The sequence below is a fragment of the Orenia sp. genome (assembly GCF_055140805.1).
In genome coordinates, this window is sequence record NZ_JBSQYM010000007.1 from 15754 (window position 1) to 42705 (window position 26952).

Annotated in this window: 21 protein-coding genes, 1 tRNA gene and 1 other RNA gene; 4 read left to right on the plus strand and 19 right to left on the minus strand. The window is 33.1% G+C overall.

What is annotated here, in order from left to right:
- Positions 1-340 precede the first annotated feature (340 nt).
- The 8 genes from ACTCDL_RS01685 to ACTCDL_RS01720 all read right to left on the minus strand — a co-directional run bounded on the left by ACTCDL_RS01685 (position 341) and on the right by ACTCDL_RS01720 (position 10387).
- Positions 341-2275 carry a TRAP transporter permease gene (locus ACTCDL_RS01685; protein WP_463173531.1) on the minus strand — a complete coding sequence of 645 codons (1935 nt, stop codon included), beginning with the start codon at positions 2273-2275 and terminating at the stop codon, positions 341-343.
- The gene (locus ACTCDL_RS01690; protein ID WP_463173533.1) at positions 2254-2787 is read right to left on the minus strand and encodes a DUF1850 domain-containing protein; all 534 of its coding nucleotides are present in this window, start codon (positions 2785-2787) and stop codon (positions 2254-2256) included. Before ACTCDL_RS01690 ends, ACTCDL_RS01685 begins: the two co-directional genes overlap by 22 nt.
- Positions 2788-2873: 86 nt before the next feature.
- Positions 2874-3845 (minus strand): TAXI family TRAP transporter solute-binding subunit, encoded by a 972-nt coding sequence (locus tag ACTCDL_RS01695; protein ID WP_463173534.1) that lies wholly within the window; start codon positions 3843-3845, stop codon positions 2874-2876.
- A 585-nt stretch (positions 3846-4430) separates the two neighbouring features.
- A complete protein-coding gene (gene murI / locus ACTCDL_RS01700; RefSeq protein ID WP_463173535.1) occupies positions 4431-5246 on the minus strand; it encodes a glutamate racemase in 816 nt (271 codons plus the stop codon).
- Positions 5247-5686: 440 nt separating this feature from the next.
- A complete protein-coding gene (locus ACTCDL_RS01705; RefSeq protein WP_463173536.1) occupies positions 5687-6175 on the minus strand; it encodes a GerMN domain-containing protein in 489 nt (162 codons plus the stop codon).
- Complete coding sequence (locus ACTCDL_RS01710; protein WP_463173537.1) at positions 6175-8397, minus strand: N-acetylmuramoyl-L-alanine amidase; 2223 nt, start codon at positions 8395-8397, stop codon at positions 6175-6177. Before ACTCDL_RS01710 ends, ACTCDL_RS01705 begins: the two co-directional genes overlap by 1 nt.
- Before the next feature lie 84 nt (positions 8398-8481).
- Positions 8482-9822: an N-acetylmuramoyl-L-alanine amidase gene (locus ACTCDL_RS01715; protein ID WP_463173538.1), complete on the minus strand. Its 1341-nt coding sequence runs from the start codon at positions 9820-9822 to the stop codon at positions 8482-8484.
- A 70-nt stretch (positions 9823-9892) separates the two neighbouring features.
- A complete protein-coding gene (locus tag ACTCDL_RS01720; RefSeq protein ID WP_463173540.1) occupies positions 9893-10387 on the minus strand; it encodes a hypothetical protein in 495 nt (164 codons plus the stop codon).
- Between the two features lie 647 nt (positions 10388-11034).
- On the opposite strand from ACTCDL_RS01720, the gene ACTCDL_RS01725 reads away from it, so the two are divergent.
- Both ACTCDL_RS01725 and ACTCDL_RS01730 read left to right on the plus strand, forming a co-directional pair.
- A complete protein-coding gene (locus ACTCDL_RS01725) occupies positions 11035-11664 on the plus strand; it encodes a transmembrane-type terpene cyclase (RefSeq protein ID WP_463173543.1) in 630 nt (209 codons plus the stop codon).
- A gap of 324 nt (positions 11665-11988) precedes the next feature.
- Positions 11989-12753, plus strand: coding sequence for a hypothetical protein (locus ACTCDL_RS01730; protein WP_463173545.1), 765 nt, complete (start codon positions 11989-11991; stop codon positions 12751-12753).
- 66 nt (positions 12754-12819) lie between these two features.
- Here ACTCDL_RS01730 and ACTCDL_RS01735 read toward each other — a convergent pair whose 3' ends face one another.
- Entirely contained in the window at positions 12820-14259 is a 1440-nt protein-coding gene (locus ACTCDL_RS01735; RefSeq protein ID WP_463173546.1) for a glucose-6-phosphate isomerase, read from the minus strand.
- Positions 14260-14660: 401 nt separating this feature from the next.
- Here ACTCDL_RS01735 and ACTCDL_RS01740 point away from each other — a divergent pair, with 401 nt between their 5' ends.
- Entirely contained in the window at positions 14661-15626 is a 966-nt protein-coding gene (locus tag ACTCDL_RS01740) for a glycoside hydrolase family 43 protein (RefSeq protein WP_463173547.1), read from the plus strand.
- 76 nt (positions 15627-15702) lie between these two features.
- Here the strand turns inward: ACTCDL_RS01740 and ACTCDL_RS01745 are convergent, their stop codons facing one another.
- Positions 15703-16644 (minus strand): aldo/keto reductase, encoded by a 942-nt coding sequence (locus ACTCDL_RS01745; protein ID WP_463173548.1) that lies wholly within the window; start codon positions 16642-16644, stop codon positions 15703-15705.
- Between the two features lie 284 nt (positions 16645-16928).
- On the opposite strand from ACTCDL_RS01745, the gene ACTCDL_RS01750 reads away from it, so the two are divergent.
- Positions 16929-17315 carry a hypothetical protein gene (locus ACTCDL_RS01750; protein WP_463173549.1) on the plus strand — a complete coding sequence of 129 codons (387 nt, stop codon included), beginning with the start codon at positions 16929-16931 and terminating at the stop codon, positions 17313-17315.
- Positions 17316-17401: 86 nt separating this feature from the next.
- On the opposite strand, the gene ACTCDL_RS01755 is transcribed toward ACTCDL_RS01750, so the two are convergent.
- The 9 genes from ACTCDL_RS01755 to ACTCDL_RS01795 form a co-directional block, all read right to left on the minus strand.
- A tRNA-Trp gene (locus tag ACTCDL_RS01755) sits at positions 17402-17478 on the minus strand.
- Between the two features lie 84 nt (positions 17479-17562).
- Positions 17563-17922: a transfer-messenger RNA gene (gene ssrA / locus ACTCDL_RS01760) on the minus strand.
- Positions 17923-18011: 89 nt separating this feature from the next.
- Positions 18012-18473 (minus strand): SsrA-binding protein SmpB, encoded by a 462-nt coding sequence (smpB, locus tag ACTCDL_RS01765; RefSeq protein WP_463173551.1) that lies wholly within the window; start codon positions 18471-18473, stop codon positions 18012-18014.
- A gap of 338 nt (positions 18474-18811) precedes the next feature.
- The gene (gene rnr, locus ACTCDL_RS01770; protein ID WP_463173552.1) at positions 18812-20956 is read right to left on the minus strand and encodes a ribonuclease R; all 2145 of its coding nucleotides are present in this window, start codon (positions 20954-20956) and stop codon (positions 18812-18814) included.
- Between the two features lie 413 nt (positions 20957-21369).
- Positions 21370-21588 (minus strand): preprotein translocase subunit SecG, encoded by a 219-nt coding sequence (secG, locus tag ACTCDL_RS01775; protein ID WP_463173554.1) that lies wholly within the window; start codon positions 21586-21588, stop codon positions 21370-21372.
- A 188-nt stretch (positions 21589-21776) separates the two neighbouring features.
- Positions 21777-23075 (minus strand): phosphopyruvate hydratase, encoded by a 1299-nt coding sequence (gene eno / locus ACTCDL_RS01780; RefSeq protein ID WP_463173556.1) that lies wholly within the window; start codon positions 23073-23075, stop codon positions 21777-21779.
- A gap of 161 nt (positions 23076-23236) precedes the next feature.
- Positions 23237-24787 carry a 2,3-bisphosphoglycerate-independent phosphoglycerate mutase gene (gene gpmI, locus ACTCDL_RS01785; RefSeq protein WP_463173557.1) on the minus strand — a complete coding sequence of 517 codons (1551 nt, stop codon included), beginning with the start codon at positions 24785-24787 and terminating at the stop codon, positions 23237-23239.
- 17 nt (positions 24788-24804) lie between these two features.
- A complete protein-coding gene (gene tpiA, locus ACTCDL_RS01790; protein WP_463173559.1) occupies positions 24805-25557 on the minus strand; it encodes a triose-phosphate isomerase in 753 nt (250 codons plus the stop codon).
- Between the two features lie 198 nt (positions 25558-25755).
- Positions 25756-26931, minus strand: coding sequence for a phosphoglycerate kinase (locus tag ACTCDL_RS01795; RefSeq protein ID WP_463173561.1), 1176 nt, complete (start codon positions 26929-26931; stop codon positions 25756-25758).
- Positions 26932-26952 lie beyond the last annotated feature (21 nt).

Genomic DNA, 26952 nt, shown 5'->3' on the forward strand with positions numbered 1-26952 from the left:
ATCATCATACTATATTCAAATTAATCTTATATTTATCATTCTTTGACTTTATTATAACTTTGAAATTAATATAATATAGAGATAATGGGACACTTTTCACACCTCACCCTAACCCTCTCCTATTCTTAGGAGAGGGAATAAAAAAGAAAAATAAGTTCGTATTCCCCCTCTCATTAGTTAAGGAGAGGGGGGTAGGGGGGTGAGGTGTGAGCTTTTGAACTTAATTATTATTTATACTTTATTAATTATTCGCTAATTTTAAAAGTGTCGTAATATATCCACATAATGCTACATAATAAAAAAAGAGAAGCCACTATCCTGTGACCACCCTCTTATCTAATTAAGCTCTTTCTTTAACTATAAACCCAAGCTCTCTGCTTTGTAAGAAGAGAACTACACCTAAAAGTACCAATCCAATCAAGTCAGTCTTCCAACCTGGTAATAGCAATGTAATCGCACTTATAATTAGCAAGACCTCTTCTAAGATATTTGTCTTTCTCTTTAAATACCCCAAGACTCCACCGGCTAATGCATAAACTCCTATGAAAGAACTAAGAGTTATAATAATCAGTTCTCCTACACTAGAATGTAATAACAATAACGATGGAGAATAAGCAAAGATAAAAGGAACCACAAAACCAGCAATAGCAAGTTTAACTGCTGTCAATCCAGTCTTCAATGGATTAGCTCCTGCAATTCCTGCTCCTGCATAAGCTGCTAAGGCTGCCGGAGGAGTCAAATCTGCTACTACTCCAAAGTATAATACAAATAAGTGAGCTGCTAAAATTGGTACCCCTAGCTTCACCAAAGCAGGTGCAGCCATTGTAGCCAATACAATATAAGTTGCTGTAGTGGGTAAGCCTGTACCTAAAATAGTACATGCTACCATAGTAAAGAATAATGCTAAAAATAAGTTACCATTGGCTAAAGCAACAGTAATAGTAGTAAACTTCAATCCTAATCCTGTTAAAGTTGTCACCCCAACGATAAATCCAACACAAGCACAAGCTGCAGCAACACCTACTGCACTTTTAGCACCTTCTTCTAAAGTCTCTATGACATCTTTTAAACTCATCCTTGTATCCTTCTTGATAAAACTTAGCACAAAAGATAGGATAATCCCTACAAAAGCAGCCTTAAGTGGTGTATATCCTCTAAATAAATAATAGAAGATAGCTGCTAAAGGAAGCACCATATGTCCTCTATTCTTCAAAACATCCATCAACTTAGGAATTCTTCCTTCATCCATTCCACTCAAACCTAGCTTCTTAGCTTCAAAGTGTACCATTAAGCCAACAGCTAAATAATACAAGATAGCTGGTAAGATAGCTGCTTTAGCTATACTTGCATAAGGTACTCCAATAAATTCAGCCATAATAAAGGCTGCCGCTCCCATAATCGGTGGCATAATCTGCCCTCCAGTAGAAGCTGCTGCCTCTACTGCTGCTGCAAAGCGTGGTGTATAACCTACACTCTTCATCAGTGGAATAGTAAAAGAACCAGTGGTTACTGTATTTGCTACTGAGCTTCCTGAGATAGAACCCATAAAACCACTAGAGACTACCGCTGCCTTTGCTGGTCCACCAGTAGTTCTACCTGTTAAAGCCATTGCTAAATCGATGAATAAATCACCCAATCCAGTCCGTTTAGCAAAAGCCCCTAACAATAAAAATAAGAAGATATAAGTTGCTGATACCCCTAACGGAATACCAAATATCCCCTCTGTGGTAAAGTACATGTGACTAGCAATTCGTGATAAGGAATATCCTCTATGAGCTAAAATCCCTGGCATCTCTGGTCCAAAATAAGCATATAATAAAAATACTAATGAAATCAATGGTAACTCCCAACCAATAACTCTCCGAGTACCTTCTAATACCAACAGGATAGCTATAACCGCTATAACTTGGTCTAAGGTAGTATAGATACCAGCTCTAGCAACTAAATCCTTATAATTAATAAATATATAAGCTGCAATAACTACACTTAATCCTGCTAAAATATAGTCTATCACCACCAAAATTTTATTTTCTTTAACCCTCTTTTTAAAGGGATATAGTAAGAAAATCAGGGTAAATACAAATCCTAAGTGAACTGCTCTCTGTTTTAGAGCCAATAACACTCCAAATCCTGCTGTATATAGGTGAAACAATGACATCCCTACAGCTAATACTGTAATAAAGATAGCCATAATACCAGTATAATTTCTAAAGTCACTCACTGTATCAAACTCTTCTAATAATTCTTTCTCATTTATTTCTTTATTCTCAACCATCGTTTTCCCTCCTCGACTAATAATCTTATTCTACTTTTTTTCTTTACACTTATCACTACTAAGTTCTGAGGTTGAGTAATCTCATATAATTTATATTCTTTATCTCCATAAATAAACTTATGTTTAGCATAGTCACTTACCCGCAAAGGAATATTATCTAATTTCTGATTAATATCCTTAATTTCAAACTTACCATTAGCAACAATATAATTATTCTTATTTAAAAAAGGTAGCCCAGCTCCATAGGACTCATATAAAGTACCTGTCAAGAATATTTCTCCACCTCTTAGCTCAAAGTAATCCCAAACTGGTGTTCTCTCTACCGAATGGATATATTCAATTGCAAAGGTTACTCCTTCTTCAACTCTTTTTTGCCAAAGTATCTTATCAGTATTGGCTTCTTTAACTGTAAGTACCGATGTTTGAAGAAAAGACAGAGTAAATAATCCAATTATTATTAATAGAAATATTAATCTTCTATAAAATCTATTCATAAAATGATAACCGGACATTAGATGCTAATGTCCGGAATCCCCCTCTCAATAATTCTCTTTTGACTATTAAATATTAGTCATTGATTATCACTAAGAAATTATAATTATTTTACTTCATCAAAATACTTAGCAGCCCCTGGATGAAGCTCTACAGTCATTCCTTCTTGTGCATTCTCTACTTTAATATCTTTAGCTCTATCATGAGCTTCAATTAACTCATCTCTATTTTCAAAGATAGCCTTAGTAATATTATATACTAAATCTTCAGATAAACTCGCTTCTACCACTAAAGTAGCTTTCAACGCAATAGTGGTAACATCATTATCTAATCCGTTATATGTTCCTGCTGGGACTTTAACTCCAGTTAAAAATGGATATTCTGCATTTAATTTGCTAATTTCATCTTTACTAAAGCTTAATAAGTTTATATCTTGAGTAGCAGCTACATCCATTACCGCTGCTGTTGGTACACCAGCAGTTAAGAAAGCTGCATCTATTTGTCTATCCTTTAATCTACTTGCTGCTTCACCAAAGGATAGATAATCTTCTTCAACATCATCATAAGTCAATCCAAAGAAGTTCAAGATCTGTTTAGCATTTGCTTCTACTCCACTACCTGGAGCACCTACTGCTACTTTCTTACCTTTTAAATCTTGAATACTCTTAATTCCAGCATCCTCTCTAACTACAATTTGGATAACCTCTGGATATAAAGTGGCAATCCCCTTCATATTTTTCACAGGATTATCTGCAAATTGGTTCTTTCCATTAACTGCATAGCTAGCAATATCATTTTGTAAAATAGCTAACTCTACTTCTTTTTTAGCAATCAATCTTGTATTAGTTACAGATGCACCAGTAGACTGAGCCGATGCATTGGCATTATCTACGTCCTCATTAATTATCTTAGCAATAGCCCCACCTATAGGATAGTAAGTACCTGAAGTACCTCCAGTTGCAATAGATAAGAACTTAGTTTCAGATTTTGCACCTTGATTTGACCCACACCCAACAACAAACAGACCCAACACTAACAACATACTTAAAAACATTACCTTATTCTTAGTTAAAAACATTTCTTCATTTCTCCCCTCTCATAATCACTTATGTAAGTAATTATTAAATGTAAAAATTACATATTCAATACTAAACATTTGCAAAAGAATACACAAAATATCCAATATAATGATTAAACAAGAGGCATATATATGCCCTATTCAATTATATATTTTTTTACATTAGATGTCAAGTTTATTATAAAAGTTCAATAATTATTATAATAACTTATAATTCTTCTTGATTTTATAGCTAATTTCATTATATTAATACCAATCTAGTCAACTAAGCTAAACAAAAATAATAAAAAGCCCCAATTAAAAATCAATTGAGACCTAGGAGATTAACTTAATATTTCGGCTATTCCATGACTTTTGTGAAAAATTAGCTTGATAACTAATAATAAAATATAGGTTCGTAAATCTAGAATAAAATTTAGCCATAACGCTATATAGAGATAATGGTACACTTTCGTATCAGGAATCGGGAATATGGAATCAGTCTGTTTTACTGATAACTGGTCCCTGACTCCTGATTCCTAAGATTATATTTTGAGCTATAACTATTGTTAATCACAAAGTTTGTTGTTGAACCAATATTTTTTATTATTTCCATAAATTAAGCTTTTTAAATTCCAATTCTTTAAATTTCAAAAATTCTTTACCTAATTTTACAAAATCCCTAGATAATTTATCTAAATCACTGACATAAAATTGATTAGATTCTATACTATTACCTTCATTTAATAAATCTTGTTTATTTAGAATTTCTCGCACCTTTAAAGCAATCCCACGGCCAGGATAAATCAATTTCACTTCTGTTCCAATGACTTCTCTAATAATTCCTTCTAAATAAGGAAAATGGGTACACCCTAATAATAAGGTATCTATTCCTTCTTCCTTTAATGGCCTAAGATAAGCTTCAGCAACTTCCTTAGCTCTACTACTATAAAGTTCTCCCCTTTCTACTAAAGGAATAAACTCAGGGCACGGTTGGGAGAAGACTTCCACTCTAGAAGATGCATTCTGCAACCCTTTCTGATAAGCTCCACTTTCAATCGTTCCTTCAGTGGCTATTACTCCTATCTTATTATTATTTGTAGCTAATACTGCCTCTTCTACTCCTGGTTCGATTGGACCTATAATCGGTATGTCAAATCTCCTTTTAGCATCTTTTAAACCCGCTGCTGTAGCAGTATTACAAGCGATTATCACCATTTTAGCATCCATCTTAACAAAGTAATCTATAATCTCAAGCACAAAATCCCTGACCTGACTCTGTGCTCTTATACCATAAGGGAGATGAGCTGTATCTCCAAAATAGATAATCTGTTCCTTAGGAAATTCAGCTATTACCTCTTTAGCAATTGTCAGCCCTCCTACTCCCGAATCAAAGAGAGCTATCGGATTCTTTTTACCCATTGTCACCATCCTATTCAACTCTTAATTTTATTATTATAATATTCAATTAAAGAATATTATGTACTATTTTATTTAATTGATATAATATTCTGTTCATAAAGTTAATTATAACATAATTTTAATGACTATAACCAATGATATTATTTATTATTATATGTTAAATAAGGAATTATTAACATCATCTCCTCTGCCAATAGATAAACTGATACAATATAAAGATAGTGCGACACTTTTAAATATCAGTGTGAGTATGAGTAACCCCCAATAGAAAGGCACTTCACACACACTCACACTCATAACTCACACTAATACGAAAGTGTCCCAATGTTCCCATTAAACGTCAATAACCCTATTGAAATTCAACTGATATAATATATTAATTGCATAGACATATATCCTTGCAAAGCAAAGGCGAGACCACAGTCTCGCCTGACTAAATCCTAATTTATTAAATTACTATTAAAAGTCAATGGTTCTTCTAACTCTAAATGACCTACCAAAGTCTGTACCTTGGTACCTTCAACCAATATCTGCACCCTATCTATACCATCAAGAGCAGTTAATGTATTGACAATAGAATAAACAGTAATTGTCTCTCCTGTACTACCACCCCAATGCTTGGTTTGTATCTCCTTACTAAAGTCGACTATAGCTGTCCTATCCTTCACCTCTATTCCCAATAATTTCGTCTGAGCAGGAATAGTCACCTCTAAGCCTTCATTTTTTGGTCCCTCAATCAGTTCTTTAACTATATTCTCATATAAATCATTAGTTTTTACTTCTCTTATTTCAGCTGTCAAGTATTGAGCTTGTTCATCACTAAAATATAATTTGACCTCTTTAGTTGTAAAAAAATTAGATAATAAGAAAACTACTAAGATACAAAGTCCTACAACAATATATAAGTTGAGATTCTTCTCTTTTAACATCAAGACCCCTCCTCTGCTAATAGCCTAAAGTAATTATTGATACCTTTGTATAGAGCTATAGCTGCCTTCTCTCTAAACTCTTCATTCATTAATAATGACTCTTCATCCTTATTACTTAAAAAAGCTATTTCATTTAAAATAGCAGGCATATTTGTAGTATCTAGCACCTTTAGATTGTTAGATTTAACTCCACGATTACAAGTACCTAACCCCTTAATTAAAGCCCTCTGAGTTAAATTGGCTAATAATAAATTAGTTTGATCATAATTAGGCCTTATATAAGTTTCAGTACCATTATGCTCACTATCTACATGGGAGTTAAGGTGAATACTAACAAAGATATCAGCATTATTATCATTGGCTATCTTGGAACGATCTGTCAACTCAATATATTCATCAGTTCTTCTAGTCATAATTACCTTAGCCCCACCATTTTCCAATAGATTCTCTAATTTCATAGCTATATCCAAAACCAAATCCTTCTCTCTAGAACCAGAATAGCCTATAGCTCCAGGGTCACGCCCTCCATGTCCTGCATCTACTACTATCAACTTATCCTTCAAATAGCTTCTAAAACGCTCTTCGACTATATCTATTTCTATATTATCAGTCGTATCTTCAGACTTGATTTCAAAATCTAAATTCTTAGCTAACTCTAAAGCAACCCTTACCTGCTTAGGATCTCTAGAATATTGACTAACTCTAATATTCTTAATTATTCCATTAGCCTTAGGAAGTTCAATTTGGTTAAGGTCAACTATAGTATCAAAGATATCTATTACCAACCGGTTAGGGTTGACTAGCTTATATACTTTATAATTCCGTGCCTTTAAAAGAGATAATTTTAGAGTTTGCTTTAACTTTTTCTCTTCTAAAGTTACTCCAGTCAAATTATTAACCAATTTAACTTGAAGATTATTTCCCTTCCACTTCATCTCATATGGTACTAATTTAGTCAAGTCAACCACTACTCTTGATTTCTCTTTGTTAAACTGAGATACTCTAATCTCTTCAATCAGTTTATTATCTACCTTCAAAGAATGTTCTTTAATATTGTTGACTGTGAAAGGAAAATCAAAGACCAATCTATCACCTTTAGTCAACGGAAATACCTCCGGTTTTACTTGATTACTTAATTTAAATAAAAGATCTTCTTCAGAGCTATAATCTATTCCCAATAACTGGGTGCTTAGAGGTAGAATTTCTAAATTTCCTTCATTATTCTCTAATTTCACTCTAGTTTCACCCTCTAAATCCAAGACAGCTCTAACTATATTATATGGTTCTGTCTGAAATTGACTCAGTCTCACTTTATTAATAGACTTATCTCCAATCTTCAATTCTGTTGCCTTCTCTAAAGCAGCATTTTTAATATCAATAACTACCCGATTAGGATTGGACAAATAATTGACCCTAGTAGCATGTAATGGCCTTGTAGCCCCAATAATAATTTTTGAGCCATTATATTTGACAGAATCAATTATTGGGCTAAGCTTTACTAAATACTTGTATTCATCTCCATCTTTTCTCTTTTCAATATTATAATTTATATTATCATATAAATCTATTATTACTTTAGTATTATTATTTAACTGAGAGATATGATAGTCTTTAATCAAATTACTATCTACTTTAGGCTTGTCTAAATTTGAAGTAATTGTAGCCCCTTTAATATCCAAAACCATTCTAGTTGGATTTGAGAAGAGTTGAACATCATAGTCTACTTCTTCAGTTATTAAAAACTCTAGGCCTTCATAATCTTCAGTCTTAGGATAATCTATATCTTTTATCTCTCCTTTAACCTCGGAAATTTTAACGATTCTCTGCTTGGGATAAGATTTAATTGTCAGCCCTAAAGCACTACCTAAATCCTTTAATGGAACCATAACTCTCTCATTAATTGAAATTACTTTTGTATCCATTTTAATGATTTTATTATCAACTTGTAAGTGCTTATCACCAACTCTAAATTTAATAACTCTACCTTCTTTATCTAATTGAATAGTATTGATAGATGTAAACCACTTCATTTTGATAGATAGGTTATCTGTTAGTATATCTAGAGGAATTAATATACTATTATCTACTATCCTGTAATCCAATTGGTCAGTGATTAAATCACCATTAATCATTAGCCTAATATCATCATCTGCTTCTGCTCTACTAGATATAGATGTTATTAGTAAAACCATTAATACTAGTACTAATATGCGTTTTGGCATATTGATTGCCTCCTAAACTTAGACTATCTATAATTATTTATCAGTTTATCATTAGTATTCTTACTAATTTTACAAATTCCTTTTTCAATTAGCCTTTTTTTCTTGATAATATCTTGAAATTCCTGCCACAATCCCTTCAGCAACTTTCTGCTGAAAGCTATCAGATTTTAATAATCGTTCTTCAGTAGGGTTTGATAAAAAACCTGACTCCACTAAAATAGCTGGCATTTCAGTATTTCTTAATACAGAGAAGTTGGCAGCCTTCAAACCTTTATCACTTAATCCAATTCTTTTAATCATCTCACTTTGTACATACCAAGCTAGAGCCCAATTCTCTTTACTTGCATCCCAATGGGCATAGGTTTCAGTTCCATTAACTGAAATCCTAGGGTGGGAATTGGCATGAATACTTACAAATATATCTGCATTCAAAGTATTGGCTATCTCTGCCCGACCAGTCAATGGAATAAATCGGTCATTCTCTCTAGTCATCACAGTGTTATAACCCTTTCTTCTTAACAGACTATTTACCTTTTGAGCTATCTTTAGGTTTACATCCTTTTCTCTAACCCCCATAGGACCAATAGCACCCGGATCATGCCCCCCATGTCCTGCATCTATTACTATCTTATTTCTTGATAACTTCAACTCTTCTTTAACTTTAGGTTTACTGATAATAGAAGAGGTAGCCACCTGTAAGTTGTTACGAATATTTAAGATCAATCGAGAATCTTCTTCAACCAAATAGTAGCTACTCATTGCATTAATATCGACTGCAATCCTTACTACTGCAGGATCAAAATCATATTGACTAACTCTCACTTGCTCAATTATATTATTATTTACTGGAATTAGATTCTTGAGCAGATCTAATCCTACATCCTTTATATCTAAGACCAATCTAGTAGGTTGATGGTATAACTTCAAGTTATACTTACTTAAGGAGTCCATATCTATAATTACTTGTGATATTTGATTAAAGTTCTTGAAACTAACATCATTTATCATATTCTTATGATAATTTATCGACTTGCTCTGCCCATCCCAAGCCAGAATTCCACCATATAACTTCGTCAAAAATCTCAAAGGCACCATAACTTGTCCATCAACTAAAGCAGGCTGTACATCTAGAGGAACTGGTTTATTATTAATTAAAGCTATTCTGTTATTTACCTTAAGAATAACATGAGCACTATTATTATATATATCTAAAATCTTCTGATTATTATCCCAACTCACCCTATCGCCAAAATAATCTGAAATAAAGCGAGCAGAAATCAACGTTCTTCCATTGACAACCTTTATAAATTCAGAGCTCAACTCCTCACCATCTAAGATAAATTTAGGACTTTTAGCCTCTACCACCAAAGATAAAAAAATAGTTACTGCAACAAAGAGTGCAATTATACTATATTTATTTTTCATAATTTTTTCTCCTTCCAACTATGATTAGTACTGTAATGTAATAGTGTGATGTAATAATTTAATAATCTCTTCAATCAACCTTGAAGGTAGTCTTATATAATAGTTTATCGTGACAATCTATAAATTTAAAGTTTAAAAGTCCTTTTGTTAGTAATTTACTCTTCTTTACTTTGACCAAATCATAAGGAACATTAACCATCTCCAAAGTAAATGTACTACTACTACTTGGAATTAGCCTTTTAGTTTTGACAATAATTTGATTTCCCTTCTGTTTAATTTTATCTATCTTGACTTCACAGCCCCTAACATTATCCCCACCAATTGAAGCATAGATTAAAAAATATTTATTATAATTTATATTCAAGTCCAATAATCTCTGGTGGTATTTAGGAAGTTGAAAGACATGGTCTCTTCTTGTGATAACCTGAAAATCAATCTCACAACTACAATCATCTCTCCCACAAATATCTTCATCTCTTTTAGGTAATAAATGTTCAAAGGGAATAATGGTCTTACCATTATTTTCACTACTAGATATTAATGATTTTAAAGGAAATTTAATCATTTTATCACTCCTCAATAAAAAAAGTGGGTAAAAGCTTTCCCACTTTACTCTTAATTCTAAACTTATTATATTATTATATCTATAATAATTATGACTATAAAATGACTAAATTAGTAAATAGGAATTTTTTTCTTTATCTTACCTTAAAATACCCTTTCCTTCTTTAATATATTTTCAAGAATATGTACTAAAATCCTTTATGTAAATTTAATTATTGATAACTTAATCTGGTAATCATCTTTCTATAGTAGAAAATTGATATAAGAGAGAAAAATCCAACTACCTAACCCTCCAACCCCTAACTACCAAAGTGAAAAGTATCGCAATATAGCCAATAACAACTACTAGCTACAATATAATAGTACTTCTTTTACTTTTCTATGAATATGATAATTTATAATATAATTTCTAACAAAATTCAATTAATAAATTGGTTAATATATAGATTGAATTAAATAATTTCATTAATTAAAAACCAATAATCCAACTTATTTAACAACGAATATAGCGAATTTAAAACAAAGAAAATTCTAAACTATTAATTTATTCTTTTTGCCTTTTATTCGTGTTAATTCGTTGCAAAAAAGACTTTTTGATTCTTTAAAGAAAAACATTAGTTCAACTTATATAGATAGGAGGAGTCGCTTATGAATATTGATGTAGTCTTGTTCTTACAGTTAAGTAGTGGACTATTTTGGTCTTTAACCTATATTTTGATTATAATCAAAGGCTTCCATGATAAAACTTATGGTATGCCTATGTTAGCTATTTGTGCTAATATCTCATGGGAATTTATCTTCTCCTTTATTATCCCCCACCCAAGTCCACAACTTTACATTAATATTATCTGGTTTCTGCTTGATTTAATTATCTTATTCCAATTTCTTCACTTTGGTAGAGGAGACTTAAAAGAGCAATTTTATCAGAGATACTTTTACTCTATTTCCTTACTGACATTAGCAATTAGCTTTTTAAGCATATTACTAATCTCTTATGAATCTAATGATAACCTTGGCAAATATACTGCTTTTGGACAGAATCTAATTATGTCAATCTTGTTTATAACTATGTTAGTAAGGCGTGGTAATATCGCTGGACAATCAATCTTTATCGCCTTATTTAAATTATTTGGAACATTATTCGTCTCTATTGCCGCTTATATAATCGAATATTCCCCACTTATAACCTTCTTCTCCATAGCTACTTTCTTCTTTGATTTTATCTATACTTTATTACTATATAACTACCATTTCAAAAGTAAAAATCAAACTCCATAAGATATTGGATAAATATTCTATAACTTTTTCTGAGTTTAACTGATAGAATTAGATTAGATAATATTACATAGTGGTATTAATTGGATTGATATAATAGATAGATAGTGCGACACTTTGTGTCGAGTGTGAGCTATGAGTGTGAGTGTGTAAAACTTCTTTTTATTGGGGTTTACTCACACTCACACACCCATTCACGCTAATTTTAAAAGTGTCGCAATATCCCCATTATGTGATAAATTAAAATAACACAATAATTAATACTAATAGACTTTCACAAATCAGCATAGCTATAACAAAAATTTATAATAAGGTGTGATAAATTCTATGAAAAAAAGCATATCAATATTTTTAACAGCTATACTTCTAGTTTCTTCAATTACTTCTATCTCAATGGCCAAACCAAAGAAAGAAAAATTTAAACATCAAAAAAAACAATCTTATACCCATAATTCAGTTGATAATAATTTAATGAAAAGGATCTTTAATATTGGAGACAAAGAGATTAACTACTTCAAAAATCTTAATATAAGCAGAGAGGAATTAGGCTTAATCTTATATCTATACTCTCTCTCAAACAAAGAAATTACCGCTAATGATATCGACTTTATTGTTAAAAATAAGGATAATATGGCTAGATTAACTTGGTATCTTGGCTTACCACCAATTATCTTTGAAGATGGAATCATCACTTTGCACCATCCAAAGTTAGATAGAACCCTCCCTCCTTTGGGTCAAAGAGTCTATCAAAATAAACGCAAAGGACCAATTAAGGAAAAAATTGATATAGATGATAAAAAGTATGAATATGATAATAAACCCGCAAAGATCAAAGAAAAGATTGAAATCAAAAGTGATAAATATGAATATAAATATCAGAATAGACGCTTAGGAATAGAGGAAAAGTTAGAGGTGAAATACCCTTCTTACAAATACGAATATCATTATAAAAATACTAGAACGGGAGAAAATATCAAAAAGGAAGGTAGAGGTTATCCTCTCAACCCTAAATACTTCTACCAAAGGCTAAAAGATAAAAAAGAAGAGGAATCCAACTTTAATGTATCTATAAGGATTAATATAAACTTATAAAAATAATGGATACCTAGAATAGAAAAAGATACGGTAGAGATACCGTATCTTTTTCATCTTAATATATTACAAAATTAAATTTTCATCCTTTTTAGGACGAGCATCAAACTTCTCTTTCATCTCAGCAAAACCTTCTCTTTCTAACACACCATAGGCATATTGCTTACCTAACTCTACACCAGGTTGGTCAAAGGCATTGATATCATAAAATTCTCCCATAAGTGCTGTAGATAATTCATACATATAGAAGAACTGACCGATAGTAAATGCATTTACCTCTGGGAAGGTAACTGTGCAGTTTAATCTATTATTATCAACTAATGCTAACTCAGTAGCTTTCTTTTCAACAGTTAATAATTCATTGAAAGTGTGTCCACCTAAATAAGATACTCCAGAGATATCTTTATAACCAGGAGCAATCTCTAAGGTTTCTTTATAGTTATCTACTTCTAAGAAAGTAACAACCTTATCAAAAGGACCTTCCATATATAATTGAGCTTGAGAATGCTGGTCAGTAGCACCTAAGGCTTTAACTGGAGTAGGTCCAACATTTACAACTTTACCTTGACGATCATATTTTTTACCTAAGGATTCAGCCCATAATTGACGATACCAGTCAGCAAGATCCTTTAAGTCATGAGCATAAGGCATCATAACAGACATTGGCTTACCATCTTGGTCTGCTAAATATTGTAATACAGCATTTAAATAAGCTGGGTTCTTCCATAAATCATCTGTATTGCAGATTTCATCCATATAAGCTGCTCCTGCTAATAACTCTTCGATATCAATTCCAGTAAAGGCAGCAGAGATTAATCCTACTGGTGTCATTACAGAGAATCTTCCTCCAACATTTTCAGGGATATAATAAGTCTTCATACCCTCTTCTTTAGCAATCTTAATTAGATTACCAGAATGCTGACTTGTAGTAGCGATAAAGTGATTACCTACTGCATCTTCACCTAACTCTTCTACTACCATAGCACGAGCAGTTAAAAATTGGCTCATTGTCTCAGCAGTACCACCAGATTTAGAGATTACATTAAATACTGTTCTTGATAAATCTAAAGTCTCTAATAACCCTTTTAATCTAGTTGGGTCTACATTATCAGGAACAAATAATCTTGGATATCCATTTCTAGCTTCTTTGTTTAGATTGTAGTATGGATGATTTAAAGCAGTCTGTAAGGCGATATTACCTAATGCAGAACCACCAATTCCTAATACTACAAAGTTATCATACTTATCTTTATTGGCATCTGCATACTCCTTGATTTCTTTGGCAATAGCCTTATGGCTTTCAGGCAACTCCATAAACCCTAAATCTCCAGCCTCTTTAGCTGCTCTAATAGCCTTATGACCAGCTATTACTTTTTCTTTCATTGCATCTACATCAGCTTTAGTATAACCATGCTCTTCACCAACAGTTTCAGCAAACATATTGTTTACATCTAACTTGATGCGCATAGACTCTTGCCATGAAGCATCTTCATATCTTTTTGTCATTTCTTAAATCCCCCTTATATTATTATCTTCTTCTTTTATGTATTTTATCCAAAGCTAAAATCAACAGATTAGCTTAAGATAGGATAAACCAAATTTAAATTAAAGTAAAATTATGTGATTAAATAGAATTCTCTAAATCGTTTCCACTAAGTATTTTGTAGACTCATTAACATTATTCTACTAAAAATTAATCATTCCTGCAATAAATTATTTGAAATTAGAATCTAAATTAATTTCAAAAAGAGTTCCTATTAACTTCAGTCAAATTAAAATTAAATTTAAAAGATTATTAGGTTGTATTACTATAGATAAATATGATAAAATTATGATAGGTGATATCTAACCGGTTAGATTTTTTTATAAACTTTAAATGATATTATATTAAAAAGGAGTTGGAAAATATGAATAAGAAAGAAAACACATTAAACTACCCAAATCCATTAATCGAGCAAAGAGCAGATCCATTTATCCACAAACACACTGATGGCTATTATTACTTTACTGGATCTTATCCCGATTATGATCGTATTGTGTTAAGAAGGGCTAAAACTATTGCAGGACTTGCTGAGGCTGAAGAGAAGGTAATCTGGTGGAAGCATGATGAGGGTATCATGGGTTCTTTTATTTGGGCACCAGAAATACATTTCGTTAATGGTAAATGGTATATCCACTTTGCTGCAGGAGAAGCGGGAAAAACCCCTTCTACAAACCGCCCATATGTCCTAGAATGTGCTGATTCTAACCCGTTAGAAGGAGAATGGATAGAGAAAGGAAAGATTAACTTGTCCTTTGAAAGCTTTAGTCTTGATGCAACTACTTTTGAACATAAAGGAGATAGATATTTAATTTGGGCACAAAAAGATATAAAAGAGATCAACTCAGATCTTTATATTGCTAAGATGAGTAATCCATGGACAATTTGTACTGAACCTGTTATGATAGCTACCCCAGAATATGACTGGGAAAAGATTGGTTTCAATGTAAATGAAGGTCCAGCTGTCATTAAAAGAAATGCTAAGGTCTTTGTGGCTTTCTCTGCCAGTGCTACCGATGAAAACTATTGTATGGGGCTTCTAACAGCTGATGCAGATAGTGATCTATTAGATGCAAACTCTTGGACTAAAACACCTCATCCAGTATTTGAAACTAGTGAAGAAACTGGAGAATATGGTCCAGGTCATAATTCCTTTACCACAGCAGAAGATGGTACTACTGATCTTCTTGTTTATCATGCTCGTCCATATAAAGGCTACTTAGATGGTAAGGACCCTCTTAGTGACCCGAATCGACATGCTAGAGTAAAGGCTTTCTCATGGAATGAAGATGGCACACCAAACTTTGGTATTCCTGGCTCTGCAGAAGACTAATATAAGTGATTATAAAAACCCCTAGTTGATTTTAAAATCAACTAGGGGTTTGTTTAAATTTAAATCTATCAAATAGTTACCATAATATATTCTCAGAAGCTTTAGAAAGCTCTTCTAGCTCATCTTCAGAAAGCTTCCATCTACCAGCTGTAGCATTTTGTTCTGCCTGTTTGGGAGTCTTAGCACCTACCAAAGCTGTAGTAACTCCTTGTTGTTGACGAATCCAGTTAATAGCTACATTAGGTACAGGTTTTTGATATTTATGAGCAATCTCTTTTAACAGATTAATTAGACTTTGAATCTTATCCCAATAAGGATTATCATAAAAAGGATAAAAGGTATCTCTTTTATCATCTTGACCTAAAACAGGCTTTTGATTGTATTTACCAGTTAATATACCACCACCTAAAGAACCATAAGACATTACACCAATATTATTTTCTATACACCAGGGTAAGGTCTCCTCTTCAATATCTCTAGATAACAATGAATATTGTGGTTGTAAACTGACAATATCGGTCAGCTCCATTATTTCAGATATTAAATTAGCATCAAAATTAGAGACTCCTAGATACTTGAATTTACCTTCTTTTTTCAATTTTAACAATTCATTGACACTATCCTCTAAAGGTGTTTCTTTATCAGGCCAATGAATTTGATATAAATCGATAACATCTACATCTAACCTAGTAAGAGAATCTTCAAGCTGCTTTCTAATAAGTTCTGGCTTTAAACTCTTAATAAACTCTTCTCCTTTACGATAGACACCACATTTAGTAGCAATAATAACATCATCACGACGCCCTTCAATAGCTTTACCTACAACCTCTTCTGAATGGCCGTCACCATATGCTGGCGCTGTGTCGATAAGATTAATACCAGAATCTATCGCTTGTTGAATTGTCAGAATAGATTTAGGGTCTTCAGTTTTACCATAAAAGTCACTACCCATAGCCCAAGTTCCTAACCCAACAACAGATACCTCTAAATCACTAGCTCCTAGCTTCTTATACTCCATTTTATAACTCCTCCTATCATAATTAATTTATAATCTTATATTAAAACTTTGTATAAAAAGATAAGATATCCTTCATAATGGCAACTATTCTTATCAATGTGGTAGTATTAACCAATAAATTAAAGTTATTCTATAATTAATTAACAAAATCTAATTTGATTAACTGTAGGTAAGATTCATAGCCTTTAAATAGTTATAATAGCTTTAGACATAGCTTATAGATTATCCTATAATACAATTAAGGAAGTTAATAAAGATATTAGTACCCTTTGGAGGTGTAGATAATGTTTTTTATTGATTTTCTCTTTGTATTATTTTTTGCTATTTTGTTCACTGGAATCTTTGCTAGAGGAGTTAGCAGATATGAGACTAGAAATGACTTATTTATTTTCTTTATCTTGATCTTATTAATAACCTGGTCTGGAGGGAGATGGATTACTCCAATTGGACCTTTATTATGGGGGGTTCCATGGCTATCCTTTATGATAGTAGGTTTATTCTTCGCTCTATTATTAACAGCTATTAACCATGGACAATATAGAAACTATAATAATAGAGATAAAACTAACGAAAAATTCCAAACTAAAACCCAAACAATTTATGCTTTAAATATCTTCTTCTGGATTTTAGCTTTCGGACTATGTTTATCTATTATATTGGCTTATATCTAGAAAGATTAATATAAAAGTAAAAGACTGTGGTCTAAGACCACAGTCTTTTTATGTAAATTAAAAGATTAACTTGCAAAAAATAAAATTGGCACGGGAAGCAGGACTTGAACCCGCAACACCTGGATTTGGAGTCCAGTGCTCTACCAAATTGAGCTATTCCCGTACGCTAGATATTTAGTTTAAGTTTGCTTGACAGCATAAATTATTATATATTAAAAATAATAGGTTGTCAAATAAAATATATATTTGGTGGAGGTGGGCGGGATCGAACCGCCGTCCCTACAAAGCTTAACTAGAGGTTCTACGAGCGTAGCTTGTAATTTAGAATCATACCTTAATCTCATACAAGCATGATATTAAGGTACTAGCTTGTAAAGTTCCCCACTATCCTACAAGCATTAGAAAGTGAGTAGTCTGCTGATTATGGTGTTTATAAACCTTCACAGACAAAAGATTTATAAACATATAGCTGGTGCTTACGCAGCAGCTAAAGTATAATTATTATCGTTTGCAGATAATTTTAAGTTGCTACTATTTAACGAGTTAATAGCAATCTCGGCTCGCTGTCTCTGCCGTACTTTGCAGGTCGAGTACCAGTTACACCCCCATAGTAACAACAGTGATCAGTTGATAGTGAACAGTGAGTAGCAAGACCTAAAATCTTTTAACTACTTACTCATTACTCTTCACTAAATTTTAATATCTTCCTACTTGTCTATCTTTAAAAGCACGTTGTATCTCACGCTTAGCACTTTTGCGCTTAAGGTCTTGGCGCTTATCATAAAGATTCTTACCTTTAGCTAGAGCTAATTGTACCTTAACTAGTTGGCGTGTAAAGTAAATCTTTAAAGGCACCAGAGTATATCCCTGTTGCTGAGTTTTACCAATTAACTTTCTAATCTCATTCTTATGCAACAGCAATTTTCTAACTCGTTCTGGATCATGGTTATAACGATTTCCCTGTTCATAAGGAGATATATGAAGATTATATAAAAAGACTTCATTGTTCTCTATTCTGGCAAAACTATCTTTAAGATTGACTCTACCTGCTCGAATTGACTTGACCTCTGTTCCCTGTAAGACAATCCCAACTTCATAGGTCTCTTCAATATGATATTCATGCCTTGCTTTACGGTTTGTAACAACTGTTTTACCCATTAGTTTCACCTCTTTAACGAACGTGCATCTACTATTATAACAATTCTAAATAAAATGTCAAGGGCTAAGTAGTAATTAATAGCTATTAATTGGCAGCCAATAATAACCATGGATTAGTTAATCATTTATTATTACCTGTTGTGCTAGTTAGATTTTAATATTTAATATCGGATTATGGAGATATTGTGACACTTTTAAAATTAGCGTGAGTGGGTATGTGAGTGTGAGTAAACCCCAATAAAAAGAAGTTTTACACACACTCACACTCATAGCTCACACTCGACACAAAGTGTCGCACTATCTCTCTATTGTATCAATTTTTCTGCTAGCACTAATTATTATTCACTATCCTCGTTTTCATCTATAACCAAATCAAAATCAATCTGCTTATCTTCCAAGTTAACTTTTACTAACTCAACTTTTACTTTATCCCCTAATTGATAAGAATTACCTGTTCTCTCACCGATAAAAGCATGCTTATCTTCATAATAATGATAATAATCATCACGCATAGCACTGACATGCACTAAACCTTCTACAGTATTATCCAACTCTACAAAGAAACCAAAGGACATAACACTACTAATTATTCCTTCATATTGTTCCCCTACTTTATCTTCCATATATTCAACTTTCTTTAAGTCTAATGATTCGTATTCAGCATCCATCGCCCTTCTCTCTTGTACAGAACAATGGTCAGCAATATTAGGTAGTTCATCCATCAACTGTGATACTCTCTCTTCTGATAAGGCACCTTTATTGATTACCTCTTTAATTATCCTATGAATCATTAAATCTGGATATCTTCTAATTGGTGATGTGAAATGGCTATAATACCTAGAGGCAAGTCCAAAATGGCCAATATTATATGGACTATAGTGGGCTTGTTGCATACTTCTTAATAAGACAGTATTGACAACTCTTTCTTCTGGTTGACCCTTTACCTTTTCTAATATATTTTGCAAAGCTTTAGGATGTACCTCTTCCCCTTTTAACCCTTTGATATGATAACCTAAATTATGAATAAAACTATTTAATGACTCTAACTTCTCCTTGCTAGGCTGCTCATGAACACGATAGATAAATGGTATCTCACGATTAAACATATCTTCAGCTACCACTTCATTTGTTCTAATCATAAAGTCCTCTATCATCTTTTCTGCAATTCCACGATTGATCTTAATTATATCAATAGGTTTGCCATCATCATCAAGAATTATCTTGGCTTCTGGAAAATCAAAATCAATACTTCCACTTTCAAAGCGATTCTTTCTTAAAACTTTAGAGAATTCTCCCATCAATCTCAATTCATCAATCATATCACTATACTCTTCTATCAAATCATTATCTTCATCTATTAGCATCTTGTTGACTTTTGTATAAGTCAATCGATGATTAACTCTAATAACACTCTCTATAATTTCATGACTCAATAGCTTTCCTGTCTTCTCTTCAAAATTCATCAAAACAGTCATTGCTAATCTATCTCCATCAGAACGCAAACTACACATATTATTAGATAACTTCTCTGGTAACATTGGAATCACTCTATCAACTAAATAGATACTAGTAGCTCGATTAAAGGCTTCTTTATTTAAGGGGCTTCCTTTTCTAACATAATGGGTCACATCGGCAATATGTACTCCCAATCTAACCTTACCATCATCTAGCCTTTCAATAGAAACAGCATCATCAAAGTCTTTAGCATCTTCTCCATCTATAGTTACCATTTTAAGATCTCTTAAATCCCTTCGACCTTCAATCTCCTCTTGAGGAATTGTATCAGGGATTGCTTCAACCTCTTTTCTAACATCTTCAGGGAAATATTCTGGTAACTCTAACTTTTTAATAATTGCTTCTATATCAACACCAGGTTCTCCTTTATATCCTAAGATCTCTACAATTTGCCCCTCAGGATTTCTCCTCTTTTCAGGCCATTTACTTATCTCAACTACTACTTTCTGGCCTTCCTTCGCACCTTTAGTCTGAGATTGAGGAATGAAGACATCATAAGAAATTCTATTGTCATCAGGAACTACAAAACCAAAATTTCTGCTGTCCTCATAGCTACCGACAATTTTTTTATTACTTCTCTCTAAGACTCTAACAACTTCACCTGAGCTACTTCTACCATCAGCCTTATTAAACTTTCTAACAAGAACCTTATCATTGTGCATAGCACCTTTAAGGTCATTGGCATGAATATAAATATCCTCTTGATTAGGATTGTCTGGGATTAAAAATGCAAAACCCTTGGCATGTCCTTGTAGCCTTCCACTAATCATACCCATTCTTTCAGGAACACCATAACATCCCCTACGATTTTTAATAATTACTCCTTGCTTCTCCATATCTTCTAATAAATCTAATAATATAGTTTTCTGCTGTGGATTTATCTCCATAGCCTTCAATAGTTCTTCAGCAGTTAATGGTTTATATGCCTGCTCTCTCATAAAATTTAAAACCTTATTTTTAACACTCATGTTATCCCTCCAAAATAAAAAATAAAATCAAGATTTATCCTCTACAATCTATTCTGTCTAAATCTTATAATAAGTATACTTTCACCAAGAATTAACCTATGTAAATATAGCTTGTATTATATGTAACCTTAGAATAAAATTCAACTATGTCGTTATATATAGATAATGGGACACCTTCATGTCGGTAATCAGGAATCTGGAACCAGTATTTATAACTGATTCCTGACTACTGATTCCAGATTCCAAAAAGTGTCACACTATCTTTCTATTGTTTCATTCTAAAGTTGAATGACTATATAGATAAACAACTCTAGAACGAAATATAAAACCAACCTCACCCCTAACCCCTCTCCTCATACCAGGAGAGGGGAACAAAAATGTGTTTTAGTTCTCTCTCCTAAGGTAGGAGAGAGTTACGCTGCTATTATCAAAGACAACACCATAAACAAGATAGCAGCAACTGTTGTTATCTTACTCATTATAGAATCTAAAGCTTTACCTTGAGCTCCCATTAAAGCAGAAGCTCCTCCGTCCATACCACCAAGTCCGCCACCTTTACCTGATTGTAATAACACACCAGCTATTAGGGCAATTGAGACTACAATTAACATTACTTTCAGAAAGACTAACACCTATACGGCACCTCCCAATTACAAAATAACATTATTATTTTAACATAACTTGTCTTAAAAAGCAATTATATTAAATTTTAGTCTAAGCTTAAGTATGAGTTCAAAATAGACCAATTATTAACAAAGCCATACTTAAACTTAAACTAAATAAAAAGTGCAGGGAAACTCCCTGCACTTTAACTTTAATATTATAAGTTATAGAAATTGTTTAAACCATTATACTGAGCAGTTTCAGCTAATTCTTCTTCGATTCTTAATAGTTGGTTATATTTTGCCATTCTATCAGATCTAGAAGCAGAACCAGTCTTAATTTGACCAGCATTTGTAGCAACTACTAAGTCAGCGATTGTATCATCAGCAGTCTCTCCAGATCTATGAGATACAACAGCAGTCATATTGTTTCTCTTAGCTAATTCAATAGCATCAAGAGTTTCAGTTAATGTACCGATTTGATTTACTTTGATTAGAATAGAGTTAGCAGCACCTAATTCGATACCTTTAGCAAGGAATTCAGTGTTAGTTACAAATAAGTCATCTCCAACTAATTGTACTTTATCTCCTAATCTTTCAGTTAGTTTTACCCAACCGTCCCAATCATTTTCACCTAATCCATCTTCAATAGAGATGATTGGATATTTCTCAACTAAGTCAGCATAGAAGTCTACCATTTCATCAGAAGTTCTAACTACACCTTCACGCTTGAAGTTATAGTTTCCATCTTCATCAACTAATTCACTAGATGCAACGTCTAGAGCTAATTTAATTTGCTCTCCTGGAGTATATCCAGCTTTTTCAATAGCATCTAAGATAGTATCGATAGCTGCTTCAGTTCCACTTAAGTCACGAGGAGCAAATCCACCTTCGTTACCTACTGCAGTTACATCTCCTCTTTCTGCTAAAATAGCATGTAAAGCATGGAAGATTTCAGCTCCAGCTCTTAAAGCTTCACTATAGTTGTCAAATCCAACAGGCATAACCATAAATTCTTGAACATCTACAGCAGAGTCAGCATGCTCTCCACCATTTAAGATATTCATCATTGGTACAGGAAGCTCTTTAGCATTAACTCCACCAATATATTGATATAAAGGAAGACCTAATTGCTTAGCAGCTGCTTTAGCTACCGCTAGAGATACACCTAAAATAGCATTAGCACCTAAGTTACCTTTGTTTGGAGTACCATCTAATTCAATCATTAAATTATCAATATCTACTTGTGCTCTAGCATCCATACCAATAACTTCATCAGCAATAGCATCATTTACATTTGCTACAGCTTTAAGAACACCTTTTCCTCTGTATCTACTCTTATCTCCATCTCTTAATTCTACTGCTTCATGCTCTCCAGTAGAAGCTCCAGATGGAACTATAGCTCTACCCATTTCTCCTCCTGCTAAGTATACATCTACCTCTACAGTTGGATTACCTCTTGAATCCAAAACTTCTCTTCCTACAACATCAATAATCTCAAAAATATTCTCAATCATTCTTTTCCCTCCTAAATAATATGAATTTATATGTAGAATTTATATTTATATAGGGTCAACATAGAGTCGACCCCTACATAACTAATTTATAATAATAAGTTGTACTAGTCGAATTTGATAATATAGTATCAGTAGTTTGGAACCTGGCTAATACCTAAAAACTATTTAATCAACTGATTACCTGTCATCTCTGCAGGAATGTCAATTCCTAATATTTTTAGCATTGTTGGTGCAAAATCAGCTAATTTACCTTCACCTTCTGCTAATAACTTAGCATCTTTATCATTATCATTGATATAAAGTAATGGTACAGGATTTGTTGTATGAGATGTTAAAGGCTCTCCTGTATCATAATCAACCATCTGTTCACCATTTCCATGGTCAGCAGTAACTAAAGCAGCCCCACCTTTAGCTGCAATGGCATCTATTACCTTACCTAAGCATTCGTCAACTGCTTCTACTGCCTTTACCTCTGCATCAAAATCACCAGTATGACCGACCATATCTGGATTAGCAAAGTTTAATACAATAACATCATAATCTGTCTTATCCATTACACTAAGTAAATTCTCCGTTACTTCATAAGCACTCATTTCAGGCTTCATATCATAAGTAGCAACATCTGGAGATGGAATCAACTCTCTATCTTCTCCTTCATTTGGAGTCTCTTTACCACCATTGAAGAAGAAAGTAACATGAGCATACTTCTCAGTTTCAGCAGTTCTAAGCTGCTTTAATCCATTAGCAGCTAAGACTTGACCTAAAGTATTGACAATCTCTGTAGCAGGAAAAGCAATTGGAGCATCAATAGTCTCATCATATTCTGTCAAACATACCAGATGAACTTTAGGGTATCCTGCTTGACGCTCAAAACCATTGAAATCTGTATCATTTAAAGCACGTGTTAATTGACGTGCACGGTCTGGTCTAAAGTTAAAGAAGATAATCGAATCATTTTCTTGTACCTTAGCTACTGGAGTTCCATCTTCATTTAATACTACTGCTGGTAAGACAAACTCATCAGTCTTCTCATCAGCATAAGAGTTCTCTACTACTTCTAAAGCACTGTTAGCACTTTCACCTTGACCAAATACCATTGCATTATAAGCTTTAGCAGTTCTATCCCAACGATTATCACGATCCATATAATAATAACGTCCACCAATCGTTGCAATCTCTCCTACACCAATCTCTTCCATTTTGTCTTCTAACTCTTTTACATAGGTCTTAGCACTTGATGGAGGTACGTCTCTTCCATCTAAGATAGCATGAACATAAACCTTCTCCATACCTTCTTTCTTAGCAAGCTCTAATAACCCATATAAATGTTGATTATGACTATGAACTCCTCCATCAGATAATAAACCTAACAGATGAAGAGCAGAATCATTTGCTTTTGCTTTATTAATAGCATCTAATAATACTTCATTTTCAAAGAAGTCGCCATCTTTAATTGATTTAGTAATTCTAGTCAAATCTTGATATACAATTCGACCAGCACCTAAGTTAAGATGACCTACTTCAGAATTCCCCATCTGTCCATCAGGTAATCCTACAGCTTCACCAGCAGCTTGGACAAGAGTATGAGGATATTCAGCCCATAATCTATCAAAGTTTGGTGTATTTGCTGCTTGAATTGCATTTGCTTCTTCTTTTTCATTCACTCCGAAACCATCTAGTATAACTAACGCTAAAGGTTTAGGTGTTGACATAGCAATCCCTCCTTTATTTACTTGAAGTTAACTATTTTAGAGAAAGATTCAGCTTCTAAACTAGCTCCACCTACTAAAGCTCCATCAATATTAGGTTGTGCCATAATCTCTTTTACATTGTGAGGCTTAACACTTCCACCATATTGAATTATAACAGCTTCAGCAGTCTCAGCATCATACATCTCTTTAACTGTTTCTCTAATGAAAGCAATAATCTCTTCAGCTTGTTCTGGTGTAGCAGTTTTACCAGTTCCAATAGCCCATAAAGGCTCATAAGCAAGAACCATATTCTTAACATCTGCTGCTTCAATACCAGAAAGGTCAGCAGCTAATTGGAATTTAACTCTATCAAAATGTACTCCAGCTTCTCTTTCTGCTAATTTTTCACCAATACATAAAATAGGAGTGATATCATTAGCAAAAGCTGTTTTTAATTTTAAGTTCAATAACTCATCAGTTTCACCAAAGATTTCTCTTCTTTCTGAATGACCGATAATTGCATATTTACATCCTACACTCTTAACCATTGCTGGAGAAAGTTCAGCAGTATAAGCTCCACTCTCTTTATAATACATATTTTGAGCACCTAAATCGATATTAGTATCAGCAACTACTTCATTCATTGCATATAAATCAACCGCTGGTGCACAGATAGCTACATTTACATCTTTAGTATCTGCAACTAAATCCTTTAACTCTGTTACCATCGCTACAGCTTCGTCAACTGTTTTATTCATCTTCCAATTTCCTGCCATTAAAGGTGTACGCATTGTCATCCCTCCGCTTTATTTAGTTTACAGTTTACAGTGTACAGTTGACAGTTACAAACCATACATTATAAACATAGAAATAATCTCAAATTTCAATAATTTATGTATAAATTTATTAACAGTATTTATATTTTATATCAAGTTAACAGTTTACAGTTAAAAGATAACTGTAAACTGTTAACCGTCAACTGTACATTATTACTTATCGCTTAACGCTTCTACTGCAGGTAATGGTTTACCTTCAAAGAATTGCAATGAAGCTCCACCACCAGTAGAAATATGAGTCATCTTATCATCTAATCCAGCTTTATTAACAGCAGCAGCACTATCTCCACCACCGATAATAGTCATAGCATCAAGACCTGCTAATACTTCAGCTACTTTATTAGTACCTTGAGCAAAAGCATCCATCTCAAATACTCCCATTGGTCCATTCCATACTACAGTCTTTGCAGCTTTAAGAACCTCTTCAAATTTAGCAATAGTATCTGGACCGATATCAAGAGCTTGCCATCCAGCTTCAATTCCATCTACAGCAACTACTTTATTATTAGCATCTGCAGCAAACTCATCTGCAACTACTACATCAGTAGGTAAAATAATCTTATCTCCTGCTTTTTCTATTAATTCTTTAGCCAACTCAATCTTATCTGTTTCAACTAAAGAATCACCAGTCTCAAATCCTTGAGCTGCAATGAAAGTATTTGCCATTCCACCACCGATAATTAAAGAGTCAGCTTTTTCTAATAAAGATTCGATAACTGCAATCTTATCAGAAACTTTTGCTCCACCAATAATAGCTACAAAAGGTCTATCTGGATTTTTAACAGCTTTACCCATAGTTTCTAATTCGTTTTGAATTAAGAATCCCATAACTGATTCTTCTACATATTCAGTAACACCAGCTGTAGAAGCATGAGCTCTATGAGTAGCTCCAAAAGCATCATTTACATAAACATCAGCTAGTTCAGCTAATTGCTTAGCAAATTCAGGATCATTTTTCTTTTCACCTGGATTGAAACGAGTATTTTCTAATAATACTACATCTCCAGCTTCCATCTTAGCAACTGCTTCTTTAGGCTCTTCACCAACAGTAGTATCTGTCTTAATAACTGTTTTACCTAATTTATCAGCTAATACTTTAGCAACAGGATCTAATCTATATTCTTCCTTAACTTCACCCTTTGGACGACCAAAGTGTGCCATTAAGATAACTTTAGCACCTTCATCAATTAAATAGTTAATTGTAGGTAAAGCAGCCTCAATTCTTGTGTCGTCAGCAACTTGACCATCATTCATTGGCACATTGAAATCAACACGAACTAAAACTCTTTTACCTTTAACATTTACATCTTTTAAAGTTTTTTTCGCCATCAAAAATCCCCCCTGTTTTAG

Excerpts from the sequence above, each read along its gene's own strand:
- ACTCDL_RS01795 (WP_463173561.1), bottom strand. The coding sequence starts at position 26,931 with ATGGCGAAAAAAACTTTAAAAGATGTAAATGTTAAAGGTAAAAGAGTT.
- eno (WP_463173556.1), bottom strand. The coding sequence starts at position 23,075 with ATGATTGAGAATATTTTTGAGATTATTGATGTTGTAGGAAGAGAAGTT.
- ACTCDL_RS01690 (WP_463173533.1), bottom strand. The coding sequence starts at position 2,787 with ATGTCCGGTTATCATTTTATGAATAGATTTTATAGAAGATTAATATTT.
- smpB (WP_463173551.1), bottom strand. The coding sequence starts at position 18,473 with ATGGGTAAAACAGTTGTTACAAACCGTAAAGCAAGGCATGAATATCAT.
- murI (WP_463173535.1), bottom strand. The coding sequence starts at position 5,246 with ATGGGTAAAAAGAATCCGATAGCTCTCTTTGATTCGGGAGTAGGAGGG.
- ACTCDL_RS01735 (WP_463173546.1), bottom strand. The coding sequence starts at position 14,259 with ATGACAAAAAGATATGAAGATGCTTCATGGCAAGAGTCTATGCGCATC.
- rnr (WP_463173552.1), bottom strand. The coding sequence starts at position 20,956 with ATGAGTGTTAAAAATAAGGTTTTAAATTTTATGAGAGAGCAGGCATAT.
- gpmI (WP_463173557.1), bottom strand. The coding sequence starts at position 24,787 with ATGTCAACACCTAAACCTTTAGCGTTAGTTATACTAGATGGTTTCGGA.
- ACTCDL_RS01730 (WP_463173545.1), top strand. The coding sequence starts at position 11,989 with ATGAAAAAAAGCATATCAATATTTTTAACAGCTATACTTCTAGTTTCT.
- ACTCDL_RS01725 (WP_463173543.1), top strand. The coding sequence starts at position 11,035 with ATGAATATTGATGTAGTCTTGTTCTTACAGTTAAGTAGTGGACTATTT.
- ACTCDL_RS01685 (WP_463173531.1), bottom strand. The coding sequence starts at position 2,275 with ATGGTTGAGAATAAAGAAATAAATGAGAAAGAATTATTAGAAGAGTTT.
- ACTCDL_RS01745 (WP_463173548.1), bottom strand. The coding sequence starts at position 16,644 with ATGGAGTATAAGAAGCTAGGAGCTAGTGATTTAGAGGTATCTGTTGTT.
- ACTCDL_RS01710 (WP_463173537.1), bottom strand. The coding sequence starts at position 8,397 with ATGCCAAAACGCATATTAGTACTAGTATTAATGGTTTTACTAATAACA.
- ACTCDL_RS01695 (WP_463173534.1), bottom strand. The coding sequence starts at position 3,845 with ATGTTTTTAACTAAGAATAAGGTAATGTTTTTAAGTATGTTGTTAGTG.
- ACTCDL_RS01715 (WP_463173538.1), bottom strand. The coding sequence starts at position 9,822 with ATGAAAAATAAATATAGTATAATTGCACTCTTTGTTGCAGTAACTATT.
- ACTCDL_RS01750 (WP_463173549.1), top strand. The coding sequence starts at position 16,929 with ATGTTTTTTATTGATTTTCTCTTTGTATTATTTTTTGCTATTTTGTTC.
- ACTCDL_RS01740 (WP_463173547.1), top strand. The coding sequence starts at position 14,661 with ATGAATAAGAAAGAAAACACATTAAACTACCCAAATCCATTAATCGAG.
- ACTCDL_RS01720 (WP_463173540.1), bottom strand. The coding sequence starts at position 10,387 with ATGATTAAATTTCCTTTAAAATCATTAATATCTAGTAGTGAAAATAAT.
- tpiA (WP_463173559.1), bottom strand. The coding sequence starts at position 25,557 with ATGCGTACACCTTTAATGGCAGGAAATTGGAAGATGAATAAAACAGTT.
- ACTCDL_RS01705 (WP_463173536.1), bottom strand. The coding sequence starts at position 6,175 with ATGTTAAAAGAGAAGAATCTCAACTTATATATTGTTGTAGGACTTTGT.